Genomic DNA, 14,366 nt, shown 5'->3' on the forward strand with positions numbered 1-14,366 from the left:
GTCATGCGGCCTTTGAGTGTCAGCGCCTTTTAAGCCTTGGCTGCCGGACGCTTGTCTTCAACTGTCCACTTGCCACCGTCGTAGTACGCCTTCCACCCGGTCGGCTTACCATCGACTTCGGTCTGAACGTACTGCTCTTTGGTTTTTCGGCTGTAACGGATCACCGCCGGGAGGCCGTCCGGGTCTTTCTTCGGCGCTTCACAGAGGAAATGATACTTCGGATCGATCTCATCCTTGTGCGGCACGATTTCCATGACCAGCGGAGCGCGTGTCTCGCGGTTTTTCGGGAACTGGCTCGCCGCCAGGAACAGGCCGGAAGCACCATCGCGCAGGATGTAGGTGTCGTTGACCTTTTCGCATTTCAGCTCAGGCATCTTCACCGGGTCCATCTTCGGTGGCGCCGCGTCACCGCTCTTCAGCAGTTTGCGGGTGTTCTTGCACGTCGCGTTGGTGCAACCGAAGAACTTGCCGAAACGGCCAGTCTTGAGTTGCATCTCGCTGCCACACTTGTCGCATTCCAGGCTCGGACCTTCATAGCCCTTGATGCGATAGGTGCCCTCTTCGATTTCGTAGCCATTGCAATCCGGGTTGTTGCCGCAGATGTGCAACTTGCGCTTCTCGTCGAGCAGGTAAGCGTCCATCGCGGTGTTGCAGATCGGGCAACGATGCTTGCCGCGCAGAACCAGCGACTCCGACTCACCCTCGTCGTCCGCCGCGATTTCATCGCCCGGCACCAGGTTGACGGTGGCCTTGCAGCGCTCTTTTGGCGGCAGGCTGTAACCCGAGCAACCGAGGAATACGCCGGTCGATGCAGTACGAATCTGCATCGGGCGGCCGCACGTGGTGCATGGAATGTCCGTCATGACCGGCTGATTGGCACGCATGCCACTTTCCGGGCTTTCGGCTACTTCGAGCTTCTTCTTGAAGTCGCCGTAGAACTCGTCCAGCACGTTTTTCCAGTCGCGTTCGCCCTGAGCCACATCATCGAGGTTCTCTTCCATGCCGGCGGTGAAGCCATAGTCCATGAGATTGGAGAAGCTCTCGGACAGACGCTCGGTGACGATGTCACCCATCTTTTCCGAATAGAAGCGACGGTTGTGCAGCGCCACGTAGCCGCGGTCCTGGATGGTCGAAATGATCGCAGCGTAGGTCGAAGGACGACCGATACCGCGTTTTTCCATTTCCTTGACCAGGCTCGCTTCCGAATAACGCGCCGGCGGCTTGGTGAAGTGCTGGGTCGGATCAAGCTTGATCAGCTTCATCGCGTCGCCCTGGGCCATGTCCGGCAGTACGTCGTCATCGCCTGGCTTGGTGATTTGCGGCATGACGCGGGTGTAGCCGTCGAACTTCAGGATGCGGCCCTTGGCGCGCAGCTCGAAATCGCCGGCACCGACGGTGACCGTGGTCGACAGGTATTGGGCCGGCAGCATCTGGCAAGCGAGGAACTGGCGCCAGATCAGCTCGTAGAGCCGCTCTGCATCACGCTCCATGCCCGACAGCTTGCTTGGCTCGGTGTTGGCGTCGGACGGACGAATCGCTTCGTGAGCCTCTTGTGCGCCTTCCTTGCTGCTGTAGACGTTCGGGGTTTCCGGCAGGTACTTCTTGCCGAATTCGCCTTCAATATAAGTACGCGCCATCGTCACGGCATCGGCCGAGAGGTTGGTGGAGTCGGTACGCATATAAGTGATGTAGCCGGCTTCGTACAAACGCTGGGCCATCATCATGGTTTTCTTCACACCGAAGCCCAGGCGGTTGCTCGCAGCCTGTTGCAGGGTGGATGTGATGAACGGCGCCGACGGTTTGCTGCTGGTCGGCTTGTCTTCGCGCTTGACGATGCTGTAGCTGGAAGCCTTGAGCTTCTCCAGCGCAGCCATGGCCTGGGCTTCGTTCAGCGGCTTGAAGGCCTCGCCCTTCTCGCGAGCCACGTCGAAGCGCACGGTGGCGCCCTTCGCGGTGCCGAGGTCAGCGTGGACTTCCCAGTACTCTTCCGGGTTGAACGCACGGATTTCGCGTTCACGCTCGACCACCAGCTTCACGGCAACCGATTGCACACGACCGGCGGACAGACCACGGGCGATCTTGGCCCACAGCAGCGGCGAAACCATGTAACCCACCACGCGGTCGAGGAAACGACGCGCCTGTTGAGCGTTGACGCGATCGATGTCCAGCTCGCCCGGCTTGGAGAAGGCTTCCTGAATCGCCTTCTTGGTGATTTCGTTGAACACCACGCGCTTGTAGCGGCTGTCGTCACCACCGATGGCTTCGCGCAGGTGCCAGGCAATGGCTTCCCCCTCGCGATCCAAGTCGGTTGCGAGATAGATGGTGTCAGCATCCTTGGCGAGCCGGCGCAGCTCTTCGATGACCTTTTCCTTGCCCGGGAGGATCTCGTACTTGGCTTTCCAGCCATGATCGGGATCGACACCCATGCGCGAGACCAGCTGCTTGCGCGCTTTCTCTTTTGGCGTGAGCACCGGACCTTCACCCGCGGCGGCCTTGCCGCGCTTGGCGGCTGGCTCTTTGCTGGCGCTAGCCGAACCGCTGGTGGGCAGGTCTCGGATATGGCCGATACTCGACTTCACCACGTATTGGTTACCCAGATACTTGTTGATGGTCTTGGCCTTAGCCGGGGATTCCACAATGACCAGCGATTTGCCCATGGATCAGAAAATTCCTGAATTCTAGAAGTGAAAGGCGGTTGGCGCCTGACGCGGCACCGCTATATATAGTGGCTACAAGGTGAGGTCAAGCGCAGGGTTTTGCGCGCACTCAGCTTATGGCTTCGAAAAAAGGCTCGGTTCGGCCTGCACCAAAGCAAAGCGTGGCACCTGTTCGCCGTCAACCTCGACCGACTCCAGGAACATGCTCAAGGGACGCACCCAAAAGCCGTAATCGCCATACAGGGCTTGGTAGAAGACTACTTCTTCTTCGGTTTCCGAATGCCGCGCAATACTGAAAACGCGGTACTGCGGACCTTTGTAATGTTGGTAGAGCCCAGGTTGTATCGGCATGGTTTGGCCCTCACTCAAATCTTTTCAAAATAAAAACAAAAATAAATCCGGAAAAACAAAAACCGGGGCACTTGGCCCCGGCTTCCATCAACGAAACGCTTAGACGCGTTCGAAGACGGTGGAGATGCCTTGGCCGAGACCAATGCACATGGTGGCTACCCCGAAGGTGCCGCCATTTTGCTTCATCACGTTCAGCAGGGTGCCGGAGATACGCGCACCGGAGCAACCGAACGGGTGACCCAAGGCAATCGCGCCGCCGTGCAGGTTAACCTTCTCGTTCATCTTGTCGAGCACTTTCAGATCTTTCAGCACTGGCAGGGCCTGTGCGGCGAAAGCTTCGTTGAGCTCGAAGAAGTCGATATCGTTAATGCCAAGGCCCGCGCGCTTCAGTGCTTTCTGTGTTGCCGGTACTGGACCATAGCCCATGATCGCCGGATCCACACCTGCCACTGCCATCGAGCGAATCACCGCCAGAGGCTGAATACCCAGATCTTGTGCACGCTGCGCCGACATCACGATCATGCACGAAGCACCATCAGTGATCTGCGACGAAGTACCGGCTGTCACGGTGCCGCCCTTCGGGTTGAACGCTGGCTTCAATGCCGCCAGGCTTTCCAGGGTGGTTTCCGGACGAATGGTTTCGTCGTAGTCGAACAGTTTCAGGAAACCGTTCTCGTCGTAACCCTGCATCGGGATGATTTCGCCCTTGAACTTGCCTTCCACGGTCGCCTTGTGGGCGAGTTGGTGGGAGCGCACGCCGAAAGCGTCCTGTTGTTCGCGAGTGATGCCGTGCATTTTGCCCAGCATTTCAGCAGTCAGGCCCATCATGCCCGAGGCTTTCGCCGCGTACAGCGACATGTGCGGGTTCGGATCGACACCGTGCATCATGCTCACGTGGCCCATGTGCTCGACGCCACCCACCACGAACACGTCACCGTTACCGGTCATGATCGCTTGCGCAGCCGTGTGCAGTGCACTCATCGACGAGCCGCACAGACGGCTGACAGTCTGACCGGCAGCGGTGTGCGGGATCTGAGTCATCAGCGACGCCATGCGGGCGATGTTCCAGCCCTGCTCCAGGGTCTGGTTCACACAGCCCCAGATCACGTCTTCGACTTCGTTCGGGTCGACCTTGACGTTGCGTTCCAGCAATTTGCTGATCAGGTGCGCCGACATGTCTTCGGCGCGGGTGTTGCGGTGCATGCCGCCCTTGGAGCGGCCCATCGGAGTACGACCGAAGTCGACAATCACGACGTCTCTAGGATTCAAGCTCATATATTCACTCTCACTCTAGTTGGGGGCGCTTAACCGAAGAAGCTCTGGCCGTTTTTGGCCATTTCACGCAGCTTCGCGGTCGGGTGGTACAGCGCGCCCAAATCAGCGTACTGGTCAGCCAGGGCAACGAACTCTGCCACACCGATCGAATCGATGTAACGCAGCGCACCGCCACGGAATGGAGGGAAACCAATACCGTAGACCAGACCCATGTCGGCTTCGGCAGCGGTTTCGACGATGCCGTCTTCCAGGCAGCGCACGGTTTCCAGGCACAGCGGGATCATCATCCAGTTGATGATGTCTTCGTCAGTGACTTCACGCTGTTCGAAAACGATCGGCTTGAGCACTTCCAGCACCGACGGATCGGCGACTTTCTTCTGCTTGCCCTTCTTGTCGGTCTCGTAGGCGTAGAAGCCCTTGCCATTCTTCTGGCCCAGGCGCTTGGCTTCGTAGAGCACATCGACAGCCGAACGACGGTCGTCTTTCATGCGGTCCGGGAAGCCTTCAGCCATCACGTCACGACCGTGGTGGCCGGTGTCGATGCCGACCACGTCCATCAGGTACGCCGGGCCCATCGGCCAGCCGAATTTCTCCATGACCTTGTCGATACGGACGAAGTCCACACCGGCGCTGACCAGCTTGGCGAAACCGCCGAAGTACGGGAACAGTACGCGGTTGACCAGGAAGCCCGGGCAGTCGTTGACGACGATCGGGTTCTTGCCCATTTTCTTGGCGTAGGCAACGGTGGTGGCAACGGCCAGCTCGCTGGACTTCTCGCCACGAATCACTTCCACCAGCGGCATCATGTGCACCGGGTTGAAGAAGTGCATGCCGACGAAATTTTCCGGACGCTTGAGGGCCTTGGCCAGCAAGGTGATGGAAATGGTCGAGGTGTTGGACGCGAGGATGGTGTCCTCTTTGACCTTGTCTTCGACTTCGGCCAGAACAGCTTGCTTGACCTTCGGGTTCTCGACGACTGCTTCAACCACCAGATCCACGTGACCGAAGTCGCCGTAGGACAGGGTTGGACGAATGCCATTGAGCACTTCAGCCATTTTCGCCGCGGTCATGCGACCTTTGTCAACGCGACCGACCAGCAGCTTGGCGGCTTCAGCCAGGCCTTGCTCGATGCCGTGCTCGTTGATGTCCTTCATCAGGATCGGCGTACCTTTGGAGGCCGACTGATAGGCGATACCGCCACCCATGATGCCGGCGCCCAATACGGCAGCCTGCTTCACGTCCTTGGCGATTTCGTCGTAGGCCTTGGCCTTTTTCTTCAGTTCCTGATCGTTCAGGAACAGACCGATCAAGCTCTGCGCGGCAGAGGTCTTGGCCAGTTTGACGAAACCGGCGGCTTCGACTTCCAGCGCTTTGTCGCGACCGAAGTTCGCGGCTTTCTGGATGGTCTTGATCGCTTCAACCGGTGCCGGGTAGTTCGGCCCGGCCTGACCGGCCACGAAACCTTTGGCGGTTTCGAAAGCCATCATTTGTTCGATGGCGTTCAGTTTCAGCTTTTCCAGCTTCGGCTGACGCTTGGCCTTGTAATCAAACTCGCCGGAAATGGCGCGTTTGAGCAGTTCCAGAGCGGCTTCCTGCAGTTTCTCAGGAGCAACCACCGCATCGACGGCGCCCACTTTCAGCGCGTCTTCAGGACGGTTTTCCTTACCGGCGGCAATCCACTCGATCGCGTTGTCGGCACCGATGAGGCGCGGCAGGCGCACGGTACCGCCGAAGCCCGGGTAGATGCCCAGCTTGACTTCCGGCAGACCGATCTTGGCCTTGGTGGACATGACGCGGTAGTCCGCCGCCAGGCACATTTCCAGACCGCCACCCAGGGCGATGCCGTTGATCGCGGCGACAGTCGGGACGTTGAGGTCTTCGAAATCGCTGAAAATCCTGTTGGCTTCGAGGTTGCCTGCAACAAGCTCTGCATCCGGCAGCTTGAAGTTCTCGACAAATTCGGTGATGTCGGCACCGACGATGAACACGTCCTTGCCGCTGCTGACGATCACACCCTTGATCGAAGCATCTGCCTTGATGGTGTCTACGGCCTGACGCAGTTCGTTCAGGGTTAGACGGTTGAACTTGTTGACGGACTCACCCTTGAGGTCGAATTTCAATTCGACGATGCCACTTTCAAGAGCCTTAACCGTGATGGCTTTACCTTCGTAAATCATCAACTGATCTCCACGATATGGAAGCTGAACAGTACACGTCGGACGCAGGCGAATGGCTCGGCAGGGACGTTTATCGTCGATGCTACGCCAATCCACCCGGCACACCCGCCAACGCGATAGTCGGGATTCTGTAGGAGCGATCTGAAATACAAACGCTCAATTCATACGCCCGTTTGATTTGGGTACGCCACCTTCACGGAATTTCCGGCAATTGTCAATCGCCCAAAATAGGGGTTGAAACGCGACTTTCCGGTCATTTCCGTACCACGAGTCCCTGCAACACACAGATGCATGTGAGGTCATTCATAGAATCAATAGTTAGAAAAGTCGCCCTAATTCGCGGCAGCCTTTGTTTAACGGGCTACGCTGGGCGGGTGAATGAGGAAAAAATTTGAACGCGTCGGCGAATGCCCGGCGTAAGATCAGCCCACAACGAATTACCGGCCTGCCTGGCCAACTCCAGCCCGATGATGAATGTCGGGCTTTTTATTGCCTGCGAATCGACCAACGTCCTGTATGAGCCGGCTTGCTGGCGATGAACGACACGCGGTTTACCTCGTTAACCGCGTGCCTGGATCGCCAGCAAGCCGGCTCCTGCAGGATCGGGTTCAAGCGAGTGCTTTGAGGGTGGCATCGATTTGTTGCAAAACCGTCGCTTCGCCCTTCTCGCCCCAATACAACGTGATCATCTGCTTGTCCGCTTCGACCTTGTAGACGTTGGCCGGCAATTTTTCGAAATGATTGAGCAGCGTTTGATCCTCGCAGACCTCCTGCCACTGATTCACCCACACACCTGGCGACTTCTGCCAATAACTCCAGCACGCCGGCTGATTGCCGCGACGTGGTCGATGGTATTGCGCGCAGGGGCTCGGTGGCTCCTGGCTGAGCCAGTGCGGCCACTCCTGAGGCGCCAGTTGCATGGCCAGCCCGATACGCCGCGCCTCCATGCGCAGGGCCATGCGCCCACTCTGACCACGGGACGGTCGCAGCCATGCCAGCGGGCTCAGCACCACCAACAGGATTGACACCACTATCCAGACCGTCATATCTGTACTCCCGATTCTTGATGAGCGCTTTGGGTCACTTTGAAAACAATGCGCTTGAAACCAGCCATACTTACCAATATTGCATCCTCAGGAGGAGCACCTCATGCCCTACAACCACATTCTGGTCGCTGTAGACCTGACCGAAGAGTGCGACCCTGTCATCCACCGTGCTCGCGAGTTGTCAGTGAGCAATGGCGCGAAGTTGTCCCTGGTGCACATTGTCGAGCCCATGGCCATGGCTTTCGGCGGCGACGTTCCGATGGACCTGTCACAACTGCAACAACAGCAGTTCGATCAGGCCAAGGAGCGACTGGACCGATTGATCGTGAAATACCCCGAGCTCTCCAAGGAATACAGCCACCTGACCTACGGCCAGCCGCGCCAGGAGATTCATCACCTGGCCAAAGAGCAGACCTGCGACCTGATCGTGGTGGGCAGCCATGGCCGGCATGGCCTGGCATTGCTGCTGGGCTCCACCGCTAATGACGTACTGCACGGCGCACCTTGCGACGTACTTGCCGTGCGCCTGCAAAACAAAAGCTGATAACCGATCCTTGTAGGAGTCGGCTTGCTGGCGATCACGGTGCATCAGTCGACATCAATGCCAGCTGACAAACCGCGATCGCCAGCAAGCCGGCTCCTACAAGGGATCGCATACGAAAAGCCCGGCGCTCATCACTGAGCGCCGGGCTTTTTTATTGCAGGATCAATCAGGCATCCAGCTCCGCCCAACGCTCGACCATGACGTCGAGCTCAGCCTGCAACTGCTCCAACTGAGCGATCACCGCAGCGGTCTCGGCGGCTGGACGCTGATAGAAGCCGGCATCGGCCATCTGGGCCTCAACGACTGCAATCTGCTGTTCCATGGCCTCGATCTGAGCCGGCAACATTTCCAGCTCACGCTGCAATTTGTAGCTGAGTTTTTTCTTCGCCACCGGCGCTTCGACCACTGCCGCCACTGCCGCTACGGGCGCAGCCTCAGCCGTCACGACCGCCGACGTCAGGTCGGCCTTGCCGGACTTGCTCTCGGTCACGCCCAGCAGGCGCGGCGAGCCGCCTTGACGCAGCCAGTCCTGGTAACCACCGACGTATTCGCGAACCTTGCCTTCACCTTCGAAAACCAGGGTGCTGGTCACCACGTTGTCGAGGAATGCCCGGTCGTGGCTGACCATCAGCACGGTGCCGTTGAAGGTCAGCAGGACCTCTTCCAGCAGCTCGAGTGTTTCCACGTCGAGGTCGTTGGTCGGTTCGTCGAGGACCAGCAGGTTCGCGGGTTTGCTGAACAGTTTCGCCAGCAACAGACGCGCACGCTCACCACCCGACAGCGCCTTGACCGGCGTGCGGGCACGCTGCGGGCTGAACAGGAAGTCGCCGAGATAGCTCAGCACGTGACGGCTCTGACCGTCGATATCGATGAAGTCGCGACCTTCGGCCACGTTGTCGATCACGGTCTTTTCCAGGTCCAGCTGATGGCGCAACTGGTCGAAGTACGCCACGTCGATGCGTGTGCCCTCTTCCACTTTGCCGCTGGTAGGTTGCAGGCCGCTCAGCATCAGTTTCAGCAGCGTAGTCTTGCCGGTACCGTTGGCGCCGAGCAGACCGATGCGGTCGCCACGCGTCAGGACCATCGAGAAATCCTTGATCAGGAACGGACCGCCCGGGTGAGCGAAACTCACGTTCTCGAGGACCATCACCTGCTTGCCGGACTTGTCAGCGGTGTCCAGCTGAATGTTGGCCTTGCCGGTGCGCTCACGACGTTCGCTGCGCTCGACGCGCAACGCTTTCAAGGCACGCACGCGACCTTCGTTACGGGTCCGACGGGCTTTGATGCCCTGACGGATCCAGACTTCTTCCTGGGCCAGTTTTTTGTCGAACAGCGCGTTGGCGGTTTCTTCAGCGGCCAGCGAGGCTTCCTTGTGCACGAGGAAACTGGCGTAGTCGCCATTCCAGTCGATCAGGCCGCCGCGATCCAGTTCGAGGATGCGGGTCGCGAGGTTCTGCAGGAAGGAACGGTCGTGCGTGATGAACAGCACGGCGCCCTGGAAATCCTTCAGCGCTTCTTCGAGCCAGGCAATGGCGCCGATGTCCAGGTGGTTGGTCGGTTCGTCGAGCAGCAGCAGATCCGGTTCGGACACCAGCGCCTGCGCCAGCAGGACGCGGCGACGCCAGCCGCCGGACAATTCGGCGAGGGTCTTGTCGGCCGGCAACTGCAGGCGGCTCAACGTGCTGTCGACCAGTTGCTGCAAGCGCCAGCCGTCACGGGCTTCGAGGTCGTGCTGGACGTGCATCAGTTTGTCCAGGTCGGCATCGGTGACGATGTTCTGGCTCAGGTGGTGATACTGCGCGAGCAGCTCGCCGACACCGTCCAGGCCCTCAGCCACCACGTCGAACACGGTCCGCTCGTCGGCTACCGGCAATTCTTGCGGCAATTCGCCAATTTTGAGGCCGGGGGCGCGCCAAACGGAGCCCTCATCGGGCTTCTGGTCGCCCTTGACGAGCTTCATCATGCTGGACTTGCCAGTGCCGTTGCGGCCGATGATGCACACCCGCTCACCACGGGCGATCTGCCAGGACACCTTGTCCAACAACGGCATAGCGCCGAAAGCAAGGGACACATCGCTGAATTTGAGCAGGGTCATGAGCTTCTCCAAAAACCGGGCGCGCATTCTACCTGACTTGAGGCTTCAGAAGGCCGGCAATTTCACCTTCGTGGCACTCTGCATGACAAATGTTGCGAACTGATGCTGACAGCCCCGCAAAGCTTTCACCCGCTGCTGGCAAAAGGCTAAGCTACAATTAATTCTGTGTTGGCATCGTCAACGCTTGTCATGATTTCTCTGTTCGGACGTCTCATGCGCAGTCGCCTTTTTGGTCTTTTATCCTGTTTTCTTCTTACTGCCACAGCCATCCAAACAGCACAGGCGGTAGACCTGTCTACCCAGCGTCAATACTACGATGAAGCCAAGCGTGCCTTGGCCAAGGGTGATACGGGTCCTTACTTCCGTTACAGCCAGGCCCTTAGTGATTACCCGTTGGAGCCTTATCTTGCGTATGACGAACTGACCGCACGTCTTAAAACCGCTAGCAATGCCGAAATCGAGAAATTCCTCGCCGAACACGGTGACCTGCCGCAAGCCAACTGGATGAAGCTTCGCTGGTTGCGCTGGCTGGCCGATCGCGGCGACTGGGCGACCTTCGTCAAGTACTACGACCCCAAGCTCAATTTCACCGAACTGGACTGCCTGAACGCGCAGAATCAGATCGCGCGCAACCAGAAGACCGAAGGTTATGCCAACGCCGAAAAACTCTGGCTAACGGGTAAATCGCTTCCAGGGGCGTGTGATGGCTTGTTCGGGATCTGGGCCGCCGAAGGTCAACTGACCGAACAGAAACGCTGGGAGCGCGCGAAACTTGCCGCCCAGTCGCGCAACTATCCGTTGGCCAACAGCCTGGTCAACGGCCTCACCACCCTCGCCCCGCGCGGTCGCTTGTTGGTGGATGTGGCGCAGAAGCCAGAACTGCTCAATCAGCCATCGCGCTTCACCCCGGCCGATGAGCCGATGTCCGACATCGTCAGCCTCGGTTTGCGCCGCCTGGCCAAGCAAGACCCGGACAAGGCGATGGAATTGCTCGACGGTTATGCCAGCAGCATGCATTTCTCCCGAGATGAAAAAGTCGCGATCGCCCGGGAAATCGGTCTGACCCTCGCTCGCCGCTTTGATAGCCGGGCGCTGGACGTGATGACCAAGTACGACCCGGAATTGCGCGACAACACCGTGTCCGAATGGCGCTTGCGCCTGCTGTTGCGCCTGGCCCGCTGGGACGATGCCTATCAGTTGACCCGCCGCCTGCCTCAGGACCTGGCGACCACCAACCGCTGGCGCTACTGGCAGGCCCGTAGCCTGGAACTGGCGCAGCCACAGAACCCCGAGGCGCAGACGCTTTACAAAGGCCTCGCCCGTGAGCGTGATTTCTACGGTTTCCTCGCCGCCGACCGTTCGCAGCTGCCCTACTCGCTGAACAATAAACCGCTGGTGCTCAGCCAGGCGCTGATCAACAAGGTTCGCAACACACCAGGCGTGCGTCGCGCCCTGGAATTCCACGCACGCGGGCAGATCGTTGATGGTCGTCGCGAGTGGTATCACGTCAGCCGCCATTTCAACCGTGACGAAATGGTCGCCCAGGCAAAACTGGCTTATGACCTGAAATGGTATTTCCCGGCGATCCGCACCATCAGCCAGGCTCAGTACTGGGACGACCTCGACATCCGCTTCCCGATGGCTCACCGCGAAACCCTCGTGCGTGAAGCCAAGACCCGTGGCTTGCATTCGAGCTGGGTGTTTGCCATCACCCGCCAGGAAAGCGCGTTCATGGCCGACGCCCGCTCCGGAGTGGGCGCCAGCGGCCTGATGCAACTGATGCCGGGCACCGCCAAGGAAACCGCACGCAAGTTCAGCATTCCATTGGCCTCGCCACAGCAAGTGTTCGATCCGGACAAGAATATCCAGCTCGGCGCCGCGTACCTCAGCCAGGTACACAGCCAGTTCAACGGCAACCGCGTTCTCGCCTCCGCCGCCTACAACGCCGGCCCGGGACGCGTGCGTCAGTGGCTGCGCGGCGCAGATCACCTGAGCTTCGACGTCTGGGTGGAAAGCATCCCGTTCGACGAAACCCGCCAGTACGTGCAGAACGTATTGTCGTACTCGGTGATCTACGGCCAGAAACTCAACTCGCCACAGCCGTTGGTGGATTGGCATGAGCGGTATTTTGATGATCAATAAGCCTGTCTGAGGCGAAAACGAAAATGCCCGCATTGAGAAATGCGGGCATTTTTTTTGGGGGCCACTTCATTTTCAGCGTCGACACGACCCACTGTAGGAGCCGGCTTGCTGGCGATCGCGGTGCATCAGTCGACCCAATGCCAACTGACAATCCGCGATCGCCAGCAAGCCGGCTCCTACAGGTTCGGTGCGATCTCACCGACTGGGGCATCGTGCCCATCATTGAACTGCAACGCCGCCAGCCGCGCGTACAGCGCATTGCTCGCAATCAACTCCTGATGCGTGCCCACCGCCACCAGTTTCCCCTGATCCATCACCGCAATCCGGTCGGCGTTTTTCACCGTGGCCAGCCGGTGAGCGATGACCAGGGTGGTGCGGTTTTTCATCAGGCTGGGCAGGGCTTGCTGGATCAGGTGTTCGCTTTGGGCATCGAGGGCGCTGGTGGCTTCGTCGAGCAGCAGGATGGGTGCGTCCACCAGCAGCGCACGGGCGATGGCCAGGCGTTGGCGCTGGCCACCGGACAAACCGAGGCCTGCGTCCCCCAGATGAGTCTGATAACCGTGGGGCATCGCCTCGATAAAGTCGTGGGCGTAGGCGATTTTCGCCGCTTCCTGAACCTGTTCCAGCGTCGCCGTCGGGTTGCCGTAGCGGATGTTCTCTTCGATGCTGCCGAAGAACAGCGCCGGGGTTTGGGAGACCAGGGCGAAACAGCGGCGCAAGTCCAATGGATCGAGCTGAGTCAGCGGCACACCGTCGAGCAGAATGCGGCCTTCGGCCGGGTCGTAAAAACGCAGCAACAAGTCATATACCGTCGACTTGCCCGCACCGGAAGGCCCGACCAGCGCCAGGGTTTCGCCGGCCTTGATGGTCAGATTCAAGCCATCGATGGCATAGCTTTCAGGACGCGACGGGTAGGAAAAACGTACGTCTTGCAGCACCAGGTTCCCCGCCACCCGCTCCGGCAATGTCACCAGCCCCGTCGTCGGTGACTGGATGATGTTTTCCGAGCGCAGTAACTCGGCAATCCGCTCGGCGGCCCCCGCAGCGCGTTGCAACTCGCCGATCACTTCGCTCAACGTGCCGAACGCGCTGCCGACGATCAGGCTGTAGAACACAAACGCGGCCAGTTCCCCTGCGGATATCCGTCCGGCCATCACATCCATGCCGCCGACCCACAGCATCACGCCGACCGCGCCCAGCACCAGCACGATCACCAGGGTAATCAGCCAGGCACGCTGGAAAATCCGTTTACGGGCGGTGTTGAACGCCTGCTCCACGGTCACGGCAAATCGCTGTTCATCCTGGACCTGATGGTTATAGGCCTGCACGGTTTTGATCTGGCCGAGGGTTTCCGACACGTAGCTGCCGATATCGGCAATCCGGTCCTGGCTCAGGCGCGACAGGCTGCGCACCCGCCGGCCGAAAATCAGGATCGGTGCAATCACCAGCGGCAATGCCACAACGACGATGCTGGTGAGTTTGGGATTGGTGATAAACAGCAACACAATCCCGCCGATCACCATCAGCAGATTGCGCAGAAACAGCGACAGCGACGAGCCGATCACCGATTGCAACAAGGTGGTGTCGGCGGTCAGGCGCGACTGGATTTCGGAGCTGCGGTTGTCTTCGTAAAACCCCGGATGCAGGTAAACCAGATGGTTGAACACCTGGCGGCGGATGTCGGCCACCACCCGCTCGCCGATCCACGACACCAGGTAAAAACGCGCAAACGTGCCGAGCGCCAGGCCCAGCACCAACAGCATGAACAGACCGATAGTCTGGTTGAGCAAGTGCGGTGACTGGGTCATGAACCCTTGATCCACCAACAGCCGAATCCCCTGCCCCATGGACAAGGTGATGCCCGCTGTGACAATCAGTGCGAGCAACGCACCCAAGGCCTGCCAGCGATAGGGCACGAGAAAACGACTGGCCAGGCGAATCGCACGACGGTGACGGGCAGATAGCATCGGGGGTTTCCAATTCACGTTAAGGGACCGGCTATACCGCTCAATGGGGGGGAACTCTGTAAATCACAATGAGTCAGGTTAATTATGTCCGCAACGTCCAGCCCCTAGACGC

General features: G+C 59.2%; 9 protein-coding genes. 2 read left to right on the forward strand and 7 right to left on the reverse strand.

Annotated elements, in window-relative coordinates; all coding sequences use genetic code 11:
• Positions 1 to 29: 29 nt before the first annotated feature.
• The 5 genes from topA to PMI01S_RS06605 all read right to left on the reverse strand — a co-directional run bounded on the left by topA (position 30) and on the right by PMI01S_RS06605 (position 7,506).
• Positions 30 to 2,657 (reverse strand): type I DNA topoisomerase, encoded by a 2,628-nt coding sequence (gene topA, locus PMI01S_RS06585; RefSeq protein WP_084318589.1) that lies wholly within the window; start codon positions 2,655 to 2,657, stop codon positions 30 to 32.
• Positions 2,658 to 2,771: 114 nt separating this feature from the next.
• Complete coding sequence (locus tag PMI01S_RS06590; RefSeq protein ID WP_046047845.1) at positions 2,772 to 3,008, reverse strand: DUF1653 domain-containing protein; 237 nt, start codon at positions 3,006 to 3,008, stop codon at positions 2,772 to 2,774.
• A gap of 99 nt (positions 3,009 to 3,107) precedes the next feature.
• Positions 3,108 to 4,283 (reverse strand): acetyl-CoA C-acyltransferase FadA, encoded by a 1,176-nt coding sequence (gene fadA / locus PMI01S_RS06595; RefSeq protein ID WP_084318591.1) that lies wholly within the window; start codon positions 4,281 to 4,283, stop codon positions 3,108 to 3,110.
• 29 nt (positions 4,284 to 4,312) lie between these two features.
• A complete protein-coding gene (gene fadB, locus PMI01S_RS06600; protein WP_084318593.1) occupies positions 4,313 to 6,460 on the reverse strand; it encodes a fatty acid oxidation complex subunit alpha FadB in 2,148 nt (715 codons plus the stop codon).
• 608 nt (positions 6,461 to 7,068) lie between these two features.
• A complete protein-coding gene (locus PMI01S_RS06605; RefSeq protein WP_017337555.1) occupies positions 7,069 to 7,506 on the reverse strand; it encodes a hypothetical protein in 438 nt (145 codons plus the stop codon).
• Between the two features lie 103 nt (positions 7,507 to 7,609).
• Between PMI01S_RS06605 and PMI01S_RS06610 the strand changes: the two genes are divergently transcribed.
• Positions 7,610 to 8,050 (forward strand): universal stress protein, encoded by a 441-nt coding sequence (locus tag PMI01S_RS06610; RefSeq protein WP_008028495.1) that lies wholly within the window; start codon positions 7,610 to 7,612, stop codon positions 8,048 to 8,050.
• Between the two features lie 166 nt (positions 8,051 to 8,216).
• Here PMI01S_RS06610 and PMI01S_RS06615 read toward each other — a convergent pair whose 3' ends face one another.
• On the reverse strand, positions 8,217 to 10,145 hold the full coding sequence (locus PMI01S_RS06615; RefSeq protein ID WP_084318595.1) for an ATP-binding cassette domain-containing protein: 1,929 nt from the start codon (positions 10,143 to 10,145) through the stop codon (positions 8,217 to 8,219).
• Between the two features lie 213 nt (positions 10,146 to 10,358).
• Here PMI01S_RS06615 and PMI01S_RS06620 point away from each other — a divergent pair, with 213 nt between their 5' ends.
• Complete coding sequence (locus PMI01S_RS06620; RefSeq protein WP_084318596.1) at positions 10,359 to 12,287, forward strand: transglycosylase SLT domain-containing protein; 1,929 nt, start codon at positions 10,359 to 10,361, stop codon at positions 12,285 to 12,287.
• Between the two features lie 176 nt (positions 12,288 to 12,463).
• On the opposite strand, the gene PMI01S_RS06625 is transcribed toward PMI01S_RS06620, so the two are convergent.
• Entirely contained in the window at positions 12,464 to 14,254 is a 1,791-nt protein-coding gene (locus PMI01S_RS06625) for an ABC transporter transmembrane domain-containing protein (protein ID WP_084318598.1), read from the reverse strand.
• Positions 14,255 to 14,366 lie beyond the last annotated feature (112 nt).

Origin of the sequence: Pseudomonas migulae NBRC 103157, assembly GCF_002091715.1 — a bacterium.
Taxonomy (GTDB): Bacteria; Pseudomonadota; Gammaproteobacteria; order Pseudomonadales; family Pseudomonadaceae; genus Aquipseudomonas; species Aquipseudomonas migulae_A.

Bases quoted from the DNA above. Each gene is read 5' to 3' on its own strand.
- fadB (WP_084318593.1), bottom strand. From the start codon at position 6,460: ATGATTTACGAAGGTAAAGCCATCACGGTTAAGGCTCTTGAAAGTGGC.
- PMI01S_RS06620 (WP_084318596.1), top strand. From the start codon at position 10,359: ATGCGCAGTCGCCTTTTTGGTCTTTTATCCTGTTTTCTTCTTACTGCC.
- PMI01S_RS06625 (WP_084318598.1), bottom strand. From the start codon at position 14,254: ATGCTATCTGCCCGTCACCGTCGTGCGATTCGCCTGGCCAGTCGTTTT.
- PMI01S_RS06590 (WP_046047845.1), bottom strand. From the start codon at position 3,008: ATGCCGATACAACCTGGGCTCTACCAACATTACAAAGGTCCGCAGTAC.
- topA (WP_084318589.1), bottom strand. From the start codon at position 2,657: ATGGGCAAATCGCTGGTCATTGTGGAATCCCCGGCTAAGGCCAAGACC.
- PMI01S_RS06610 (WP_008028495.1), top strand. From the start codon at position 7,610: ATGCCCTACAACCACATTCTGGTCGCTGTAGACCTGACCGAAGAGTGC.
- PMI01S_RS06615 (WP_084318595.1), bottom strand. From the start codon at position 10,145: ATGACCCTGCTCAAATTCAGCGATGTGTCCCTTGCTTTCGGCGCTATG.
- fadA (WP_084318591.1), bottom strand. From the start codon at position 4,283: ATGAGCTTGAATCCTAGAGACGTCGTGATTGTCGACTTCGGTCGTACT.
- PMI01S_RS06605 (WP_017337555.1), bottom strand. From the start codon at position 7,506: ATGACGGTCTGGATAGTGGTGTCAATCCTGTTGGTGGTGCTGAGCCCG.